Origin of the sequence: Embleya sp. NPDC059213, assembly GCF_042754445.1 — a bacterium.
Taxonomy (GTDB): Bacteria; Actinomycetota; Actinomycetes; order Streptomycetales; family Streptomycetaceae; genus Embleya.
Window position 1 is genome coordinate 15,412 of sequence record NZ_JBHZAV010000054.1, and the last position, 18,125, is coordinate 33,536.

Here is an 18,125-nt window from a genome sequence, read left to right on the forward strand (position 1 = left end):
GACCGGGTCCCGCAACGTCGACGGCGGCGGGCCGAACTCGCGGAGAGGGCGGCCGAGCACGCCGGCGCCGGCGGGGTGCGTGCGCCGTCGCTGCCGCGTGGCCGGTGTGCCTGCTCAGGCGAGGGGCCTGCCGTGGTGGTCGCGGAGGCCTTCGAGGGTGACGTTGGCGATGTGGGGGCCGTCGGGTTCCATGGTGATGAGGGTGATGTGGTCGAAGTTGCCGTTGTCGCCTTCGGCTTTGACCCACAGGCCGCCGGTGGGGCCGAGGCGGATGTGGTCGCGGCCGTCGATGACGGCGTTCTTGTAGTTGTGGACGTGTCCGGCGAACATCGTGTACGGGCGGTCGCCGAGTGCGGCGCGGATGCGGTGGATGGCGGGGTGTCCTTCGCCTTGCCAGACGGGCTGGTGCATGAGGACGAACGTCCAGCGGGCGTCGGCGTTTTCGCGGATGACGTTCTCGGCCCAGGCGATCTGGCCCTCGGAGACGCAGGCCATGGTCTGGTCGCCTTCCCAGTCGATCGACGTCTCGACGAGGCGGCGGAAGCCCTCCGGGTCGCGCTCGGCGTAGGCGTGCATTTCGGCCAGTGCTTCGAGTGCTTCGGGCGACTGCCGGACCGGGGGGTCCTGGGTGTCGAGGACGAGGAAGAGGACGTCCTTGTAGCGGAAGTGGTGGTGGAGTCGGCCGTACCTGCCGAGCCAATGCCGGCGGGCGAGGTCGTCGGACACGTCGTGGTTGCCCGGCACCAGGAAGAGCGGCATGTCCAAGGGCGCGACGATCCGGTCGAGTTCGGCCCACGCCTCGGCGAGGATGTCCTCGTCGTCGGTGTACCCCTCGATGAGGTCGCCGAGTTGGACGGTGAACGCGGGGCGCAGCAGGTTCAGGGCCGCGATGCCGCGTTCGAAGACGCCGGGGCGGGCGAGGCCGGTCCGGTCGGATATGAGTGCGAAGGTGAACTGCCGGGGGTCGTCGGCGATGTCGAGGTGCGTCCAGGGCCCCGGGGCAGGCGGCCGGCCGGGTGTGCCGGCTTCGTCGGGCGTGGCTCCGAGGGTCAGGTGCGGGTTCATGCCGGGGTTCCTCCGAGGGGCGCGGGTGTTTTGGCGTGCAGGGCGGTGACGACGCCGGGGAGTTGGTCGAGGTGGTCGACGACCGCGTCGGGCCGTACCGCCGCGAGGGCGTGGGCGGGGCGGTAGCCGCCGGTGACGGCGATGGCGAGGTATCCGGCGGCGCGGGCGCAGTGGATGTCGTACTCGGTGTCCCCGACGTAGTACGCCCGGGGGCGGGTGGGGCGTTGGCTCAGCAGGGCGGACGTCTTGGCGGCGACTCCGGCCAGGACGACGTCGAACCGGTCGTCGAGGCCGGTGTTTCGGATGTCGTCGGCAACGGCCGCGGCGCCCGCGGCGGAGACCACGCCCAGGCGTGCGCCGCAGGCGCGCAGGGTGTCGAGCATGCGGGCGGTGCCACGCCGGAGCGGCGCCGGTTCGGCGGCGAGGGCACGGTTCCAGTACTGCTCGGCGGCTTCGGGGTCGGCGGCGCCCAGGTCACGCAGGAAGGCAGCCAGCGGCAGTTTCCACTTTGCGGGGAAGTCCTCGGCGGTCAGGCCGGGAAGGCCGCGGTGGGTGAGAACGGCGTTGGTGGCGCGCAGGGCACGGTCGGTGTCGGCGACCAGGGTGCCGTTCCAGTCGAACAGCACGAGGGTGTCGGCGAGATCGAGGCGCGGCGGGGCCGCCGGGTGGTGCGCGGTGGGAGGCATGCGGGTCCTCAGTAGCGGTGTTCGGTCAGGAGGTCTTCCGTCGCCGCGAGCGCGTCGCGGGCGGGGGCGTGGCGCAGCGCGACCGTGACGTACAGGGCGTCGAGCAGGGCCAGGTGCACCAGGCGGCTGCTCATCGCCTCGACGCGGTACGCGGTCTCGCTGCTGCCCGCGACCAGTACCAGGTCCGCGGCGTCGGCGATCGGCGCGCCGGCGAAGCTGGTCAGCACTGCGGTGCTCGCCCCGACCGTCCGCGCGGTCCGCACGGCGGCGATGGTCTCGCGGGTCGCGCCGGTGTGACTGATCGCGAAGCACACGTCGCCCGGCCGCAGCGTGCGGGCGGTGACGTGCTGAAGGTGCGTGTCGCCGGGGAAGACCGCGTCCAGGCCGAGTGTGGTCAGCCGGTACGCCGCGTCTGCGGCCAGGGGCGCGGACGTACCCACCGCCGCGAACAGGATCCGCCGCGCCCCCAGCAGCGCGTCCGCCGCGGCCTCGACCATGGCCGCGTCGACGGCGCGGACCGCGTCGTCGAGGGCGCGCGCCGAGCCGGACAGCACCTTGCGGGCGATCTGCCCCGCGTCGTCGCCCGGCGCCACGTCCTCGGCCAGGCGCCGGTGGGTCGGCGCGGTCTCGCGGGCGAGGGCGAGCTTGAGGTCGTGGAAGCCGCGCAGCCCCAGCTTCTGACAGAACCGCGCGACCGTGCCCACCGACGACTGCGACGCGGCGGCCAGGTCGCTCACCGACATCTGCACCACCTCGGCCGGGGTTTCGGCCACCGTCCGGGCGACCCGCTGCTCGGCGGTCGACAGGCCGGAAGCCCGGCGCACCAGCTCACGCAGCGGCGGGGAGTCGGCGGGAACCGTTGTGGAAGGATCATCCATAGAGACATGATTATCTGGAATATTCTTCCGGCGCAAGAGTCGACCGAGGCAGGTGCGCATGGGCGCGACGATCACCGCAATGTCAGCGATACCCGGGCCCGACCCGGGCTCGGGCCTCCACCACGGCGCCGGGTGGCCACAACTGTGGGAGATCCTTTTGGCGTTCGTACTGTCCAGCGCCATCGGAGTCGAACGCGAGATCCGCAACAAAAGCGCGGGCCTGCGCACCCACGCACTCGTCGGCGTCGGGACCGCGCTGTTCGTCGAGGTCTCCAAGTACGGCTTCGCCGACGTCCTGCCGCCAGGCGCTCAGGGCTACGACCCGTCCCGTATCGCCGCGCAGATCGTCTCCGGCATCGGCTTCCTGGGCGGCGGCCTGATCTTCGTACGCCGCGACAGCGTCAGCGGCCTGACCACCGCAGCCGTCGTCCGGCTCACCTGCGCCGTCGGCATGGCCTGCGCCGCCGGCCTCCCCCTGTACGCTCTCGCCGTCACCGCGCTGCACTTCGTCGTCGTCTTCGGCTACACGCCACTGATCCGGCGCTTCACCGACACCGGCCACCGGATCGCCGAGCTACGCCTGACCTACCTGCCCGCGCGCGGCGTACTGCCCCGAATCCTGGTCGCCGCCGTCGCCCACGGATTCCACGTCACCGATGTCACCGTCCACAACCGCGACCACGACCCCGCCGCGGCCGCCGCCCGCGACCCCGTCGACCGCATCCGCGGGCGCGTCACCCACGTCGTCCTCCACCTCGAAGCACCCCCCAGACGACGAACCGAGCGACGCACCGAACAACCCGCCGAGCCCCAGGCCCTCATCGTCGAACTCGCCGAACTCGACGGCATCCTCACCGTCGCCGCAGGGCCCACCGGCCCCACGCGCGACACGCGCGACTCGCCACCCACCGCAGCATGACCCCTGGCCGAGCGCGCTCGGCCGGACCGACATCCGGCAGCTCACCCGGACCGGCCAGGCCGCGATCACCGCGGCCGGCGCCCCGTACCGATAGACGTCCACGGCCCTGTCGGTGTCGTTCACGATGTCGAGTGCGCCCGGTGGCGAGGAGTTGGTGCAGCCGGTGGGGTTTTCGTGGCCCACGTCGTCGATGATCAGCGGCCCGAGGCGGCGTGGGCCGAGGCTGCGGTTGCCGGGGTCGTCATCGTCGCGGCGGCCCAGGCGGTCGGGATGTGCGCGATACGGCGCATGGGTTCCTCCGGGCTCGCGGCCGCCTCGGGTGAGATCCGTGCCTTGGCGGGGCCCTTCGCGTCGGGCGTGGTCTCGGACCAGGCGACTCCTCGGTGTGGCCGGCTCGCTGCCGACTCGTGTGGATCATGTCATGACGGATGGTCACCGCACCATCACTCCCGACGAACGCCCCGCCCCCGCAGGGCGGTTGATCGCCAGGCGACCCCGCTCCCGCGCCCCGCGAACCCGGTCGCGGCGCCGATCGGCGTCAACGCCCCACGGCCCCTCCGCACCCGCCGCGACCACCGCTCACGACCACCGCGTCCCCGTCCTCGTCCTCGGACAAGGAGTGCCTCAGGTCGGTTCGCGTGAGTGTTCCGGGGCCCATGGCGCCGGCCAGGCCGCTGTAGCAGCAGTCGAGCAGTACGATCCGGGAACTCGTCCGATGCGCAGCATGGTTCAGCACGTCGCGCACGCTTCGATAGGTCAGGTTCCCGATGTCCGGATGCCCGTCGTCCGCGTCCCGCAACGCCAGATGGAGCTGTACGCCGTCGCGACTGCGGAGCCCGTGGCCGGCGAAGTACAGCACCAGGGTGCCCGTGCAGTCCCTCCCCGCGTTCACGATCGCGTTCCGGACGTCGGTGGCGGTCGCGGCCGAGCCGAGCACCGTGATGCGGTCGTGGGGCAGTCCCCACACCCGGGGATCGCACAGCAACTCGGCCAGTCGCCGGACTCCCGCGGCCACGGAGGGCAACGACTCCAGGTCCGTGTAGGTGTCCACACCGATCAGGACGGCCCGTCCGGTCCTCGGGTCAGGGATTGACACCGTCCCCGTCCCGTTCCGGCCCGGCGCCCTCCTCGGCGGGGTCCGCGGTGCGTGTGTGTGTTCCCGCGCCGAGGGCGCGTGCGATTCGGGCGGCGGTCTCCGGCGAGCCGTCCTCGACGACGACCCGCACCCCATTGTGCTCGACGACCACCGGCACCGACCGGTGACTGCGCGGCAACGACCCGCCGCGCCCCACCTGGCCGAAGCACCTACCGCACGACACGTCACGATCACCGGTGAAGGTTTTCGGTTGCGGCGTTGTCGTGGCCGTGCTCCTCGCGGGTCCCTCCCCACGCCCTGCCCGCGCCTCGGACAACACCGTTCGCGTCGTGCCGCGTACGGCAGTTGCGTTCGAGGTGACGAAAGCACCGATGGATCGTTGGTCGGGGCATGACTGTGGACTCATCCGCGCAGCGGTACGGCGATGTGTTGTTCTCCTCCGCCCGCGACGGCGAGCGGGAGCGTCTGGGCGCCTTGGCCCGCGCGTTGGACCCGATCAGTCGGGATGTGCTGCTGGGGCTCGGTGTTGCGCGCGGCCGGCACTGTCTGGACGTCGGAGCGGGGACCGGCACCCTCGGCCGCTGGCTGAGCCGGCAGGTGGGGGCGCGGGTGACCGCGGTGGACCGCGACACGGCGTTCCTTCGAGAGTGTTCCGGTGAACTGGACGTGCTCCGGGCGGACATCACCGATCCCGGGTTCCGGCCGGGCCGGTTCGATCTGGTGCACGCGCGTCTGGTGTTGACGCATGTACGCGAGCGTGAGGACCTGCTGCCCCGGATGCTCTCCTGGCTCAAGCCGGGTGGTCTGCTGGTGCTCACCGACCCCGTCGTGCTTCCCGCGACGCAGCTGTTGCACCCGCACTACCGCGCGGCGGTGACGGGGCACTTCCGGATGATGGCCGAGGTGATCGGCAGCGACCTGTACTTCGCGGACCGGTACGCGCAGGTGTTCGCCGGCTTGGGGCTGACCGAGATCGGGGTACACACGCACCGGCCGGTCGTGGGAGTGGACCGCAGCTTCACCGAGTTCGTCGAGGGCACCCTGCGCCAGTCCCGGCACTTCCTCCTCACGCACGGGATGCGGCCGGCCGCGTTCGAGGAGGCGCTCGACCACCTGCGCCGGCCCGACACCCGGGAGCAGTTCTTCGAACTGCGCACGGCATGGGGACGCATGCCGCTCCCCTCGCCCCGGGACCCGCACACGATCCACTCGTGACGCGTTCCCGACCGCCCGGCTTACGAACACCACACCTGCCAGCGAAGGTTGTCCCCGTGCCCCAGACGGCCCCCGCCCCCGCCGTTGCCCCGCCCCCTCGCCGGTGCCCGCAGGGCCTGGACGCGCGCATCGCACGATTCGCTTCCCCGGCCACCCGCATGCTGCTGGCGGCAGACGGCCTGACCACGGTGCTCCTCCAGGCCGCGTTGCGTGAGCCGTTGGACATCCGCGCCGACTCCATCGAGCAGACCCGCGCGAACGCCCTCGGCGACACCGAAGCGGTGTCCGCACTGCGCCTGCCGGGCCAACAGCCGTGCTGGTCGCGCCACAGCCGCCTGCTCACGCCCGACGGTGCGACGATCTCCCTCAACAGGGTCGTCGCGCCGACGGCACGCGACCCTCGCATGGACGCGGCCATGGCAGACCCGGAACAGCCCTTGGGATTCGCCCTGAGCCGGGCCGGGCTCACCACGGTCCGGCAACTGCACAACGTCGGTCGCGCCCGATGGCCCGCGGACCCCGGCCGGCTCTGTGCGTTCAAGACGTACACCATGCACGGCCCCGGGGGCGTACTGGCCTTCGTGCACGAGAGATACAGCCCCGACTGGTTCTCCGCGGCCGCCGACGCCCCGGCGGGCTGACGGAGTGCCGACGCTCGTCTCGAACACCCGGCTCGGGCACACACGGATCGGGATACTTCTCCGCCGAACCCCTGCTCACCGCCCGGTCGAACGCGGAATCCGTGTGATCGCACCGGTCCGGCCGAACAGCACTCCGCAGCAGGTCGGGGCCACCGGCTTCGCGTTCGCGCCGAGCTGACACCAAAGCGTGGAAGGAACGCTACGCCGCAAGGGCCGGTGTCGAGGGGACCATCCACCAAGCCGTCGCCGTCGCCGTCGGCGGCATGCGCCGCACCCCGTCACCGCGGCGTGGCCCGGGCAAGACGTACCTCGGCCATGTGTGGGAGGCGGCCGGTGGCGTGCGGCGTCGGACCGATCCGGACAGCCCATGGCGGAGTCGGTGACGTCCGATGCGAATCCATCGATGCGAATCCCATTCCCGATTCTCCCTCACACCCCCCTCGGGCTCCCTCGCGCCCTTCTCCCGATCCCTCAGGGCTTTCCATCGCTTTTCTCCGTGTCGAATCTGTTCTGTGAATCCGTACGAACGCGCACCGAACTCGCACAACGGCACGGGAGGGAGCAGGGCAAAACGCCTGTACCCGTGCACTCGACCGGGTCGGCCGTCCGAATCCCTCGGAGTCGTCGCGAGGAAAGCCGTTGACGTCGGGGAGGAATCGAAGGGATGCTGCCGGCAGAGGGCGTCCCTTTCACTTTCTCGAAACGCCGAGGAGGCGACCGGGGCATCCCTTTCACCGATATACGAACAGCGGGGGAACGGAGAAGAATGCGTATATCGCACCCGGTGCGCATGATCGCCATATCATCCGTGGCGGCGGTCTGCATCATTCCGGCGGCTTCCGGGCCGGCACACGCCACATATTGGTCCGGTGGAATGCCGCGCGCGGACTTCGACATACGGACGTTCGACTACAACAGCACATGGCAGGGGCCTCTCGTCCGGGCGATTTCGAACTGGAACGGTACGGCGACGCCGGTCGCGATCGGTACGTTGTCGAATTCCCGCAACACGTTGACGGTCAAGTCGTACTCGGACACCTGGTATGGGTTGACCACATCCAAGGGGCCGCGCAACAGCAGTCGTACCTTCACCATCAAGATGAACAGCAGAACCATCAACAGGGACGCGACCAACTGGAACAACATGGTCACCCGGATCTTCTCGCACGAACTGGGTCACGGCCTCAGCCTGGCCGACAATCCGTCGACCTCGAAGGCTTCCATCATGAAGTACCAGTCCTGGAGCACGCTGGTGAAGCCGACCGCGTACGACATCGCCGAAGTCAACCGAATCTACTGACGAACGGGTGTGTGGCATGAAGAGGAGAATCCTTTCCCTGATCTGCGCCGCAGGGTTCGTCACGACGGTGGCGGCCTGCGGTTCGAGCGACAGCGGGTCGTCGGCCTCGGACCGGGTCTCGTATCACGCGGCATTCCCGGAATTCGCTTCGTCCGACGAAATGTACGCGACCGCCGACTCGGTGGTGAGCGGTGTCGTCCAGCCGGGATCGGAAGTCAGGGAATTGGCGCCGATCGTCGTGGACAGCGACGATCCGAAGCTCAACCCGCAGGCCGGAACGGAGGCGACCGAAGAGCCCCGGGAGCCTGTCGTGGTGACCGTCCACCGGGTGCGGATCACCGAGCTGCACAAGGGCCCCGGAAAGGTCGGGGACGTCATCGAGGTCAAGCAACTCGGTGGCACCCTGGGAAAGACCACATACGAGTCCCAGGAGACCACGTCCCTGAAGGCGGGAACCCCCTATCTGCTGTTCCTGAACACGTACCCGGATGCTCCCGCATCGGTGCTCACACCGATTCAGGGTCAGTACACCCTGGACGGCCAGGGAGCACCGCAGTCGTTGCCGAACAATAAGCTCAAACTGACCGACGCGGATCTGAAGCGACTCGACCGCACCAACAAGCAATAGTCGACCGGGAGCGGGCGCCGACGACTCGGCGGCCCGCTCCGCATCGACGTGTACGGCCGAATAACCTGGACGCCGGCCGCCGGCGCAAAGAAACACTACGGCAGTCGAATTCTCGATTCCCACGTCGGCTACTCGTATTTTTTTCCGAGATCGGCGGATCGGTCCGCCGCCTTCCGGGCGCGTGCCGGCTCCGTGATACCCGAACGCCCCTGTTCGCTCGGCCGGGGACGCCGCCGGCCCAGCCCCGCCCGCGCGGCCCGGCATGAGCGTCACGCGGCGCCGTCCGCGTTCGGTCGTCGAACCCGAGGAAGTACGCACGTTCCACCGCTGCCCCGCTTCGGCGACCAACACCTCGAAGCCGCACGAGCGCCCGGCCGCGCCCACTGACACGGCCGTTGTGCCGCCGCTTCGGCCGGCCGATCGTGGCGGTGGGAGGTCGGGTCGTCCGATGTCGGATGTGCGATCACCCGGACTTTCGTCCTGTTGCGGCTCTAGGGTCGGTGGATAGGGGGCCGGGCGGGCGGAAGCCTTCCCGTGTGAGAACGGTGTCGGCGGCCGGTGGATGCCCGGGTCCCGTGAGGTCGGCCCGCGCCCGTGGGCCGGTTCCCGACGCGACGTTCGTGGCGGGTGTTCGGTCTTGCCGGGGGGCGTGGATGAGTCCGATGGTGCAGCGTTTCGTGGGCGCGGTGGGGGCGGTGGTGGTCGCCGCGATGGTGAACGTGGCCACCGGGCTCGTCACCACCGAGCCGACGCGGTGGTGGGTCTCCGCGGTGGTGTTGCTCGTGCTGGGGGTCGCGGTGCAGTGGTGGCTGCTCCCGGTGGCACCCGCGCCGGTCCGGCGCCAGCGGGCCGAGGACAACAGGGTCCGCGGCTCGTTCACCCAGACGTCCACGGGGCCCGCGGAGCAGGAAGCGCGCGGGAACGACATCGACGGCGACTTCGGGCAGCGCCAGGATGGGTGAGCCGCGGAAGGACCCCCGACGCCTGCTCCGTCGGCGCCCCGCGCGGCGCACCGAAACCGCGCAGGACGCGGGCGACAACACCGTCGGCGGGAACCTCCAGCAGAACACCGGCGGCACCAACATCGGCCGTGACCAGAACATCAACATCATTCAACTCGTCGACGAGCAGGGCCTCGAACAGGCCCGGCGCCTATGGGATCCCCGGCACCACCCCACTCCCTCCGATGAAGACCTCCCCGGGCAGCCCCCGGGCGCGCCGGCGCGACCCGGTTCCGCCCCACACCCCACACCGGTCCATATCGGAGCCGGGACCGGGGACACGTCGACCACCTCGCGTGCACCGAGCCGTCGCACCGTCCTGCTCGGCGGCGGCGCCACCCTCGCCGCGGCGGCCGGCGCACTCGTCGCCGCCCGCCTCACCGGCACCGACGGGAAGAAGGTCCAGGGCCCGAAGCCGTTGAGTGATCGGAACGCTTTCAGGAAAGCGGGGTTTACGACACGAATCGACGCGGTGATGCAGACGCCGGACAACGTGAACGAGTATTGGGTCTTCTCGGGGTCGCACTTCATTCGTGTCAATGTGGCGGGCGGAAAAAACCACACAGATACCGTGGAGCAGGGTTTGAGGCCGTTGAGTGACTGGGGTGCTTTCAGTAGAAGTTCTCCGCAGTTTACGACGCAAATCGATGCCGTGATGCGGACGCCGGACAACGTGAACGAGTATTGGGTCTTCTCGGGGTCGCAGTTCATTCGTATCCATGTGGCGGGCGGGGAAAACCACATAGATACCGTGGTACAGGCACCGATGCCGCTGAGGGACTGGGGTGCTTTCAGTAGAAGTTCTCCGCAGTTTACGTCACGAATCGATGCCGTCGCGCGGACGCCAGACAACGTGAACGAGTATTGGGTCTTCTCGGGCGCGCACTTCATTCGTATCCATGTGGCGGGCGGAGAAAACCACATAGATACCGTGGTACAGGCACCGATGCCGCTGAGTGACTGGGGCGGGCTCGGCGCCTACCCGAAATTCGCGGCAAGGATCGATGCCGTGATGCAGATGCCGGATGACATGAATACGTATTGGGTCTTCTCGGGGCAGGAATACATTCGTACATCGTGGTCGGGTTCGGCGTGGTCGGTCATATAGACCAGCCGTGTCCGACGCGCCGACGACGAAGACGGACCGAAACGCGAGGAGACGACCCGGGCGGATCCGGTCACCACGACATGCGCGGCCGAACCGACCCGGATTCGCCACGCGGCGACCAAACGCCGACACCGCCCCAGGGGGCTGGGCCGGAAACGCCCCGCGCGGCCCGACACGACGCGCCCAACCCGCCCCCGACGCCGTCCCGGCCCAGATGCGGGCCGCGATCGAGAACGATCCCGAGTCCGACGACGACTCCGGCACGCCGCGGACCCGAACACGCCGAACGCCTCCGGCGGCAGGTACTCGTGCCTGTCGCCGCGATGCGTTCGGTGAGGTCCTTCAACAGGTCGGCGGTCTCCGCACCGGCGGTGGTGCGCGGGCCCCGCCGGTGGATCTCGTCGATCATCACCAGCCGCACCCCTACTTCGCCGTAGACGGGGGAGACGACGTTGGTGATCTGCGCCCGGGTCATCCGGCCGGTGATCGGCACGCCGAGGTAGCGGGCGAACTCGGCCGCCAGGGTCTTCGGGGTCGCCGCGGGCGGCACCAGGACGTACGCGACCGGTACCCCCGCGCCGTTGCCCGCGCGGCTTCGCGCGGTGTGGGCGAGGTGGCCGGCGCGCCCGACATGGAGCAGCGCGGTGGTCTTGCCGGCGGCGGGCCCGGTGACGATCAGGGACGGCCGGGCGGTGGTCCGTTGGTGACGGCCCGGGATCATCAGCGTGCGCACGTTCGTGGCAAGGGTGTCGATGGTCGGGGTACGGACGGTCACGAACGCCGAGTGGGGGCCAGGCGTTCCTCCCGGCCGCGTGGCGGCGCGCCGGCCGCTGACCGCCATGCACGCGTTTCGGTGATCCGGCCCGGCTCGTCCCGTGATGCGCCACACTCTGTTCCCAGGGCGCGGCCCGCGAGGAGTGGCCGGGCGAACACGTCGAGGGGGAACGGGTCTCGTGGAGTTCGCGTCGGGGGTTCGGGTGGCGTCGGCGGTGGTGGGCATGGCGTCCCGGGTACTCGCCGCCCCCAAGGGCGCGCACACCGTGGAGCGGCCCGCCGCGAAGGGCAAGGTGCTCAAGCGTTCCGGGCGCACCCTGCGGGACAAGGACCTGACCGTGCTCGGCCGGACCCTCGCGCAGCGCCTGGCCGACGCCGACCCGGACTTCTCCCACCTGCCGCCCGACGATGGGGAGTCGGTCCTGGCCGCCGCCGACGCCCTGTTCGCGGCACCGGTCACGATGGACGACGTCCAGGCCACCCACCTCGACCCCACCCGCCTGCGCCACACCCTGTCCGCGCGCGCCGCGGCCGTCCCCACCCTGCCGACCCGTAGCGCGCGGGACGCGTTCGACACCCTCGTGGACGCCTGCTGCGCGCACGTCGTCGAGTTCTTCAGCCGCCAGGGCGAGTTCGCGACCCGCACCATCCTGGAGACCGCACGCACGACCGGCGCGATACTGGACCGCCTGCCCGCCACCGAGGACGAACGCGACGCCGCGTTCCGCGCCCGCTACGCACGCGGCGTACGGCCCGGGCTGGACAAGGCCCGCCTGTACGGCGTCGGCGAACTCACCGCCGAGGAATCCGTCTACGCGCTCACGACCTCCTACGTCGACCTGCCGCTGCACGGCACGGGTGCCGGTGCCCGCCCGCAGGCCGGCAGCCGGCGGGAACCGGCACCCGCCGGGTCCGAGCACGCGGACTTCGGGATCTTCCCGGACACCGAGCCGCCTCCCGACGCCCGGGCGATGTTCCTGCGGGGCGCCGTCGACGGCGACGCCGCCCCGGAGCACAGGGTCCTGTACGTGCGCGCCCCGGGACGGGGGACCTCGATCGACGACGTCCTGTCCCGCCGCAACCGTCTGGTCCTGGAAGGCGCGGCGGGTTCGGGGAAGACCACGCTGCTGCGACGACTGGCGGTGCGCTGCCTGGACGACGACCACCCCTGGGGCGGCGAGCGCACCCCCTTCCTCGTCAAGCTCCGGTCCCTGGTGCACGACGGGCGCCTGGTCCTGCCGGTGGTCGAGGAGTTCACCACCGCCACCGGGTCCACCCCCCCGGAGGAGGTCGTCGGGCCCGGCCGCCAGGTGGGGCCAGGGCCCGGGTGTGCCGCCGCGTGTCGGCCGCCTGATGGGGTGTGTCCTGCGGGGCGGCTCGAGGGAGTGTGGTGAACGCGCCGGCGAGGGCGACGATGCCCTGCCCCGTAGGGGCGACACCGTCCGACCTCGCCGACGGTGGACGCGTGCCGACGGTGGCGATCCACGTCGTGAGTCTGGTGTCGTTCCCTGCTTCCGGGTCCAGTAGCGCGGCGAACTCTCGGCTCGCCGCCCCCGGTCGCCGCGTGGCTGAGCGAACGGCCGGGGATCGGGGTCGTATGCCGAGACCGCGCTCCGTTCTTCACCGAGGGTGCCACCGCAGGCGCACCCCAAGCCGTCCGGGTCGCCGACCGATGGCAGTGCGCCATGAGGCGCCTTGTCGTATCCCCGACTCGGTCGGGAAGAACTTGGAGGGAGGTTCTTGGGTGCAATGGCTTACCCGATCCGGAAACGGTGATGGGACCGCAGCCATCAGCCGGCCGCACGGCCGGTGCGGCCCCGCCACAGTTCGAACGGCACCTCGTGCCCGCAGATCTCGGCGGTGGACTCGTCCCACGCCCTCCAAGCCAGAGCGCCCGCGCCGAGCCCCGGACGAGGACCGCCGGCGAGGCGTTCGTCCAGCCAACGGTGGCGGGACCAGCGGACGAACGGACGAACGCCTCCCCGGTCTTGGCCTTGTCGTGGCGCGGGTGTTCGGTGACGACGAACGACTCCGCGAATTCGGCCCGGGGACGGGAGTCGAACCACTCGATGCGGGTCGACGCGACCTGCGGCCACCATTTCTGCGGCTTCGACCGCCCGTTGCCGTACCGCCGGCGGTGGAACCTCTTCCTCGGACCTGCGGAAATGCCCACGTGCAGCGGCTGCCGCGTCCGTCAAATGACGTATGTGCAGCCTCCGCGCGGCGTGATCTCATGCAGCCATGAGTCAGCTCGAAACCAGCAGTGGCGCGTCCTTCGACCACCGTGCGATGCAAGCAGCCGCGCGCAAGCACCTCTGGATGCACTTCACCAAGATGTCGGCGTACGACGCCAAAGACGTGCCGATCATGGTGCGCGGAGAAGGCGCTTATGTATGGGACTCCACGGGCAAGCGCTATCTCGACGCTCTCGCCGGGCTGTACGCGAACCAGGTGGGCCACGGCCGTAGCGAGTTCGCCGAGGCAGCGGCGCGGCAGACCAAACAGCTCGGCTACATGCCGATTTGGTCGTTCGCGCACCCCAGCGCGATCGAGCTGGCCGAGCGCATCGCCGGCTACGCGCCGGGCGACCTGAACCGGGTCTTCTTCACCACCGGTGGAGGCGAGGCGGTCGAGAGCGCTTGGAAGTTGGCCAAGCAGTACTACAAGCTGACCGGCCGCCCGGCCAAGCACAAGATCATCTCGCGCTCGATCGCCTACCACGGCACCAGCCACGGCGCGCTGTCGATCACCGGACTGGCCGGCATCAAGGCGCCCTACGAGCCGCTGGTGCCGAGTACCTTCCGGGTACCGAACACGAACTTCTACCGCGCTCCGATCCACGACGACGACGTCAAGGCATTCGGCCGCTGGGCCGCCGACCAGATAGCGGTAGCGATCGAGAACGAGGGCGCCGACACGGTGGCGGCCGTCATCCTGGAGCCGGTGCAGAACTCCGGCGGCTGCTTCCCGCCGCCACCGGGCTATTTCGAGCGCGTGCGCGAGATCTGCGACGAGTACGACGTGCTGATGATCAGTGACGAGGTGATCTGCGCTTTCGGCCGTCTGGGCCACATGTTCGGCGCGGAGCGCTACGGCTATGAGCCCGACATGATCACCTGCGCCAAGGGAATCACCTCCGGCTACGCACCGCTCGGCGCCACGATCGTGAGCGAGAAGGTCTTCGAGCCCTTCGGCAAGGGCGACAACACCTTCCTGCACGGTTACACCTTCGGCGGGCACCCGGTCGCGACGGCGATGGCCCTGGCCAATCTCGACATCTTCGAGCGCGAGGGCATCAACGAGCATGTGCGGGCCAACGAGAACGCCTTCCGCGGGACGTTGGAAAAGCTGATGGATCTGTCGATCGTCGGCGACGTTCGCGGCGAGGGGTACTTCTACGGCATCGAGCTGGTGCCGGACAAGGAGAACAAGGGCCGTTTCAAGGACAACGAGACCGAGCTGGAGATGCTCGATTTCGTGTCTCGCCGGCTGCTGGAGGCGGGCCTGTACTGCCGCGCTGATGGCCGCGGCGACCCGGTCGTCCAGGTCGCGCCGCCGCTGATCTGTGGCCAGGAGCAGTTCGACGAGATGGAGCAGATCCTCCGCTCGGTGCTGAGCGAGGCGTATGCACGCCTGTGAGACCCATCGAGGACTCAGGGGCCGCAGACCCTCGACGTCTTGCAGGAGCAGAGACCCGATGTGCATAGTCACAGGCCACCGTCGGGCGGCTCAGGGTCTCTTCGCCGGCCGGCGTGTGCCGCATCAACCGATCGAGACGAGGAAGGCATCCATATGCCGCATGAGTACGAGTCGTATGTCTACAGCATGCTGCGCGAGCAGGGCGTGGCGAAGGAACTGGCCTTTCCGCGTGAGGAGTTCGAGGGGAGGATCGCCCGCGCCATCGAGACCGCCGGCGATCTCGGCCTGGACGCTCTGCTGCTGACCACGACGCCCACGATCGGCTACCTCACCGGTGCCGACACCTGCATGCCGCCGACCTACCTCGCGGCGCTGATCACCGTCGACGGCGACCTGGTCGTACAGTGTGCCGACCCGGAGGTCGGCACCATTTTGCGGCACAGCATCGTCGAGGACCTCGTGGTCTTCCCCTGGACGGATGTCGGCAGCGCGGGCGGCGCTCTCACCCGGCTCCTGCAGTCGCGCGGGCTGGCTTCGGCCCGGATCGGCATGGAGCTCTCCAGCCCCGACAACTTCGGCCCCAGCGGCGTGGACGTGGCGACCTATCAGGAGCTGCGCGAGTCGCTGCCCATGCTGTCGATCGTCGACGTCGCCGCGCAGGTGCTGGAACTGAGGCTGATCAAGTCGGACGCGGAGCTCGCGAAGATGCGCGCCGCCGGTCGGATCAGCACCGAGGCCGCCCTGGCCGCGCTGCAGGTCGCCGGCCTCGGAGTGAGTGAGAACGCGGTGGCGGCGGAGGCCTATGCCTTCGCGACGAAGGCAGGCAGCAATGCGATGTCGATCGACCCGATCGTCGCGAGCGGCGGGCGCACCGGCCTGATGCCGCATCTGCCCTACCGCGACAACATCCTGAAGGCCGGCGACCCGGTTTTCCTGGAGATGACCGGCACCGTCTGGCGCTACAGTGCGCCGATCATGCGTACGGCGGTGGTCGGCAAGCCCTCGGCGCGAGTGCGGGCGCTGACCGACGCGACGCTGGAGGTACTCGACATCCTGTTCGCGGAGATCAAACCCGGTCGCAGCGGCGACGACATCGCCCGGCTCGCGGCCCCCGTCTGGAAGAAGGTTCCCGACGCCTTCTTCCACGGCGGCTACGGCTATTCGATCGGCATGGGCTTCCAACCGTCGTGGACCGAGAACGCGGTCTACATCGAGATAGGTGGTGAGCGGGTGCTCGAACCCGGGATGACTTTCCACCTCGCGATCAACCCGTGGGTGCCTGGCGGCGAGGGGGTCGGCTTCAGCGAGAGCATTGTCGTGACCGACAGTGGTTGTGACCTGCTCACCCTCGGCACCGGCAGGGAACTGCTGCTGCGCTGAGCCCCCGCCCCGATGTGGGACGCCGTGGCGGGGGACACACCGGTGCCTGCCATCCGTGGGGGACGGGTCACCGGAGCGAATACGTACCCGAGAACCCGGTGCTGCGTCACGCAACGCGGCGAACCCACGCTCGATCCGGTTCAAACCAGGCGCGCTGCCCATGACGGTTGTCTCGGCTCGGCTTGACCGGTATCCGGAGGTTCGGCTGATCTTCCTCGGCTGCATTCCTGCGGTGTAGAGGCGTCACCCATTCCTGCGGTGTAGAGGCGTCACCAGAGAACAGCAGGGCCAAGGGCCCAGGCATAGGCAGCTCGCCGCGCCTGGGCTTTCGCCTTTTCCGGAAGGCGACCGTCGCCTCATGGCGTGCCTGGATTTTCCATCCGTTGGTACAGCGCCCCCAATCGATGTTCTTGCGTTTGTCTGATGGCCGAGGTCACACGCCGTACCTAGCATCTGTGGAACCTCCGACGCCGAGCCCTCTCGTGGCCCGGGCAGTCTGCTGCCGGAGAACTGCGAGATACCGGCTGCCCAGCAGCCGTCGTCTCGACCCCATGACATTCGAAAGGACTTGCAGAATGAAATTCGAAGAGCGGTTGCGGCAAGCCGGCCTCAAGCCGGAGCTGCCTTTCCCGGTAGCCGAGTACGAGCGTCGGATCGCAGCGGTGCGCGAGCGGATGCGCGCTCGCGACATCGACCTCCTGATCGTCTCCAACACCTCGAACTGGACCTACCTGACCGGCTACGACAGCACCATGCCGTCCTGTTACGGCGTCGGTCTGCTTCCTCTGGAGGGGAAGCCGGCCACGCACACGGCGGAGCTGGAAGTGCCGTGCGTGATGCACAACTCGATCGTCGAGGACATCTGCGTCTATGACACGCAGAACGACACCACGACGGCCGACCAGCTCGCCGATGTGCTGCTCGATCGCGGTTACGACCGCAAGACCATCGGCGTGGAGATGGGCTACCCCGACACGTTTGCGATCGGCGCCTACGACACCAGGAGCTATCTGACGCTCAAGGCGCGGCTGCCGAAGGCGACCTTCGTCGACACCACCGAGCTGGTGCTCGACGAGCGGGTCGTCAAGACCCCGGCGGAGCTGGACTACATGCGAAGCGCGGGAAAGCTGACCTGGTCGGGAATCGAGGCCTCCTTCGAGGCGACGCGCGTCGGCGCCACCGACAACGAGATCGTGGCCGCCGGCTACCACGCGATGATCGCGGGAGGCAGTGAACTGCTGTCGATCGACGGCATGTGCATGGCGGGCCATCGTGCCGGGCTCGGCCCGCACATGCCCTTCAAGCGCACGACACTGCAGGACGGCGACACGGTCTTCCTCGAGTACACCGGCACGTACAACCGCTACAACGCACCGACCCAGCGGGCCGCGGTCATCGGCACCCCGTCGCCGCTGGTGCGCCGGCTGGCCGACGCGAGCCTGGAGACGCTGAACCTGCTGATCGAGAACATCGGCCCAGGGCGCACCGGCGACGATATCGCCCAGGTCGCCCGGAAGGGCCTGCGGCCGGTGTGGGACGAGGTCTGGTGGCACGAGGTCTACGGCTACTCTGTCGGACTCGGTATGCAGCCGACGTGGACGGAGTCGCCCACCTACATCGCCCTGGGAGCCGAGCGCGAGTTGCGGCCGGGCATGACCTTCCACCTGCCGATCTGCATCTTCACCGGAGACCGGCACGGCGTCGGCTTCAGCGAGACCGTCACCGTGACCGAGAACGGGTGCGAGGTGCTCACTCCGGGAGCGCTGCGCGAGCTGGTCGTCCGATAATCGCTCGC

At 69.4% G+C, this 18,125-nt stretch carries 15 protein-coding genes and 1 pseudogene; 11 read left to right on the forward strand and 5 right to left on the reverse strand.

What is annotated here, in order from left to right; translation table 11 throughout:
• Nucleotides 1-114: 114 nt before the first annotated feature.
• Genes ACFXMF_RS21145 through ACFXMF_RS21155 form a run of 3 tightly spaced genes read right to left on the reverse strand, consistent with a single transcriptional unit; the run spans nucleotide 115 to nucleotide 2,629 of the window.
• The gene (locus ACFXMF_RS21145; protein WP_379990362.1) at nucleotides 115-1,065 is read right to left on the reverse strand and encodes a metallophosphoesterase family protein; all 951 of its coding nucleotides are present in this window, start codon (nucleotides 1,063-1,065) and stop codon (nucleotides 115-117) included.
• On the reverse strand, nucleotides 1,062-1,751 hold the full coding sequence (locus ACFXMF_RS21150) for an HAD family hydrolase (RefSeq protein WP_379990363.1): 690 nt from the start codon (nucleotides 1,749-1,751) through the stop codon (nucleotides 1,062-1,064). Before ACFXMF_RS21150 ends, ACFXMF_RS21145 begins: the two co-directional genes overlap by 4 nt.
• A gap of 8 nt (nucleotides 1,752-1,759) precedes the next feature.
• On the reverse strand, nucleotides 1,760-2,629 hold the full coding sequence (locus tag ACFXMF_RS21155) for a MurR/RpiR family transcriptional regulator (protein ID WP_379990364.1): 870 nt from the start codon (nucleotides 2,627-2,629) through the stop codon (nucleotides 1,760-1,762).
• A gap of 79 nt (nucleotides 2,630-2,708) precedes the next feature.
• Here ACFXMF_RS21155 and ACFXMF_RS21160 point away from each other — a divergent pair, with 79 nt between their 5' ends.
• Nucleotides 2,709-3,548, forward strand: a complete 840-nt coding sequence (locus tag ACFXMF_RS21160) for an MgtC/SapB family protein (protein ID WP_379990365.1) — start codon at nucleotides 2,709-2,711, stop codon at nucleotides 3,546-3,548.
• Nucleotides 3,549-4,086: 538 nt separating this feature from the next.
• Here ACFXMF_RS21160 and ACFXMF_RS21165 read toward each other — a convergent pair.
• Nucleotides 4,087-4,644: a caspase family protein gene (locus ACFXMF_RS21165; RefSeq protein ID WP_379990366.1), complete on the reverse strand. Its 558-nt coding sequence runs from the start codon at nucleotides 4,642-4,644 to the stop codon at nucleotides 4,087-4,089.
• 390 nt (nucleotides 4,645-5,034) lie between these two features.
• Here ACFXMF_RS21165 and ACFXMF_RS21170 point away from each other — a divergent pair, with 390 nt between their 5' ends.
• From ACFXMF_RS21170 to ACFXMF_RS21195, 6 genes are all read left to right on the forward strand, one after another.
• Nucleotides 5,035-5,859, forward strand: coding sequence for a class I SAM-dependent methyltransferase (locus ACFXMF_RS21170; protein WP_379990367.1), 825 nt, complete (start codon nucleotides 5,035-5,037; stop codon nucleotides 5,857-5,859).
• A gap of 56 nt (nucleotides 5,860-5,915) precedes the next feature.
• The gene (locus tag ACFXMF_RS21175) at nucleotides 5,916-6,500 is read left to right on the forward strand and encodes a hypothetical protein (protein ID WP_379990368.1); all 585 of its coding nucleotides are present in this window, start codon (nucleotides 5,916-5,918) and stop codon (nucleotides 6,498-6,500) included.
• Between the two features lie 784 nt (nucleotides 6,501-7,284).
• Nucleotides 7,285-7,800, forward strand: a complete 516-nt coding sequence (locus tag ACFXMF_RS21180; protein ID WP_360317839.1) for a hypothetical protein — start codon at nucleotides 7,285-7,287, stop codon at nucleotides 7,798-7,800.
• Nucleotides 7,801-7,816: 16 nt separating this feature from the next.
• A complete protein-coding gene (locus ACFXMF_RS21185; protein WP_379990369.1) occupies nucleotides 7,817-8,428 on the forward strand; it encodes a hypothetical protein in 612 nt (203 codons plus the stop codon).
• Between the two features lie 662 nt (nucleotides 8,429-9,090).
• Nucleotides 9,091-9,390 (forward strand): hypothetical protein, encoded by a 300-nt coding sequence (locus tag ACFXMF_RS21190; RefSeq protein WP_379990370.1) that lies wholly within the window; start codon nucleotides 9,091-9,093, stop codon nucleotides 9,388-9,390.
• Complete coding sequence (locus ACFXMF_RS21195) at nucleotides 9,383-10,537, forward strand: hypothetical protein (protein WP_379990371.1); 1,155 nt, start codon at nucleotides 9,383-9,385, stop codon at nucleotides 10,535-10,537. The genes ACFXMF_RS21190 and ACFXMF_RS21195 overlap by 8 nt, the downstream gene beginning before the upstream one ends.
• 313 nt (nucleotides 10,538-10,850) lie before the next feature.
• Here ACFXMF_RS21195 and ACFXMF_RS21200 read toward each other — a convergent pair.
• Nucleotides 10,851-11,395 (reverse strand): annotated as a pseudogene (locus ACFXMF_RS21200) (TniB family NTP-binding protein); the annotation flags it as partial.
• A gap of 95 nt (nucleotides 11,396-11,490) precedes the next feature.
• On the opposite strand from ACFXMF_RS21200, the gene ACFXMF_RS21205 reads away from it, so the two are divergent.
• The 4 genes from ACFXMF_RS21205 to ACFXMF_RS21220 all read left to right on the forward strand — a co-directional run bounded on the left by ACFXMF_RS21205 (nucleotide 11,491) and on the right by ACFXMF_RS21220 (nucleotide 18,117).
• Nucleotides 11,491-12,705, forward strand: a complete 1,215-nt coding sequence (locus tag ACFXMF_RS21205; RefSeq protein WP_380020718.1) for an NACHT domain-containing protein — start codon at nucleotides 11,491-11,493, stop codon at nucleotides 12,703-12,705.
• Nucleotides 12,706-13,552: 847 nt separating this feature from the next.
• The gene (locus ACFXMF_RS21210; protein ID WP_379990230.1) at nucleotides 13,553-14,950 is read left to right on the forward strand and encodes an aspartate aminotransferase family protein; all 1,398 of its coding nucleotides are present in this window, start codon (nucleotides 13,553-13,555) and stop codon (nucleotides 14,948-14,950) included.
• 153 nt (nucleotides 14,951-15,103) lie between these two features.
• A complete protein-coding gene (locus ACFXMF_RS21215) occupies nucleotides 15,104-16,330 on the forward strand; it encodes a M24 family metallopeptidase (RefSeq protein WP_379990229.1) in 1,227 nt (408 codons plus the stop codon).
• A 575-nt stretch (nucleotides 16,331-16,905) separates the two neighbouring features.
• On the forward strand, nucleotides 16,906-18,117 hold the full coding sequence (locus ACFXMF_RS21220) for a M24 family metallopeptidase (RefSeq protein WP_379990228.1): 1,212 nt from the start codon (nucleotides 16,906-16,908) through the stop codon (nucleotides 18,115-18,117).
• Nucleotides 18,118-18,125: the final 8 nt, after the last annotated feature.

What these genes read in the sequence shown, in the direction of transcription:
- ACFXMF_RS21160 (WP_379990365.1), top strand. Translation starts at nt 2,709, where the DNA reads ATGTCAGCGATACCCGGGCCCGACCCGGGCTCGGGCCTCCACCACGGC.
- ACFXMF_RS21220 (WP_379990228.1), top strand. Translation starts at nt 16,906, where the DNA reads ATGAAATTCGAAGAGCGGTTGCGGCAAGCCGGCCTCAAGCCGGAGCTG.
- ACFXMF_RS21195 (WP_379990371.1), top strand. Translation starts at nt 9,383, where the DNA reads ATGGGTGAGCCGCGGAAGGACCCCCGACGCCTGCTCCGTCGGCGCCCC.
- ACFXMF_RS21190 (WP_379990370.1), top strand. Translation starts at nt 9,091, where the DNA reads ATGGTGCAGCGTTTCGTGGGCGCGGTGGGGGCGGTGGTGGTCGCCGCG.
- ACFXMF_RS21210 (WP_379990230.1), top strand. Translation starts at nt 13,553, where the DNA reads ATGAGTCAGCTCGAAACCAGCAGTGGCGCGTCCTTCGACCACCGTGCG.
- ACFXMF_RS21150 (WP_379990363.1), bottom strand. Translation starts at nt 1,751, where the DNA reads ATGCCTCCCACCGCGCACCACCCGGCGGCCCCGCCGCGCCTCGATCTC.
- ACFXMF_RS21155 (WP_379990364.1), bottom strand. Translation starts at nt 2,629, where the DNA reads ATGGATGATCCTTCCACAACGGTTCCCGCCGACTCCCCGCCGCTGCGT.
- ACFXMF_RS21170 (WP_379990367.1), top strand. Translation starts at nt 5,035, where the DNA reads ATGACTGTGGACTCATCCGCGCAGCGGTACGGCGATGTGTTGTTCTCC.
- ACFXMF_RS21215 (WP_379990229.1), top strand. Translation starts at nt 15,104, where the DNA reads ATGCCGCATGAGTACGAGTCGTATGTCTACAGCATGCTGCGCGAGCAG.
- ACFXMF_RS21185 (WP_379990369.1), top strand. Translation starts at nt 7,817, where the DNA reads ATGAAGAGGAGAATCCTTTCCCTGATCTGCGCCGCAGGGTTCGTCACG.
- ACFXMF_RS21145 (WP_379990362.1), bottom strand. Translation starts at nt 1,065, where the DNA reads ATGAACCCGCACCTGACCCTCGGAGCCACGCCCGACGAAGCCGGCACA.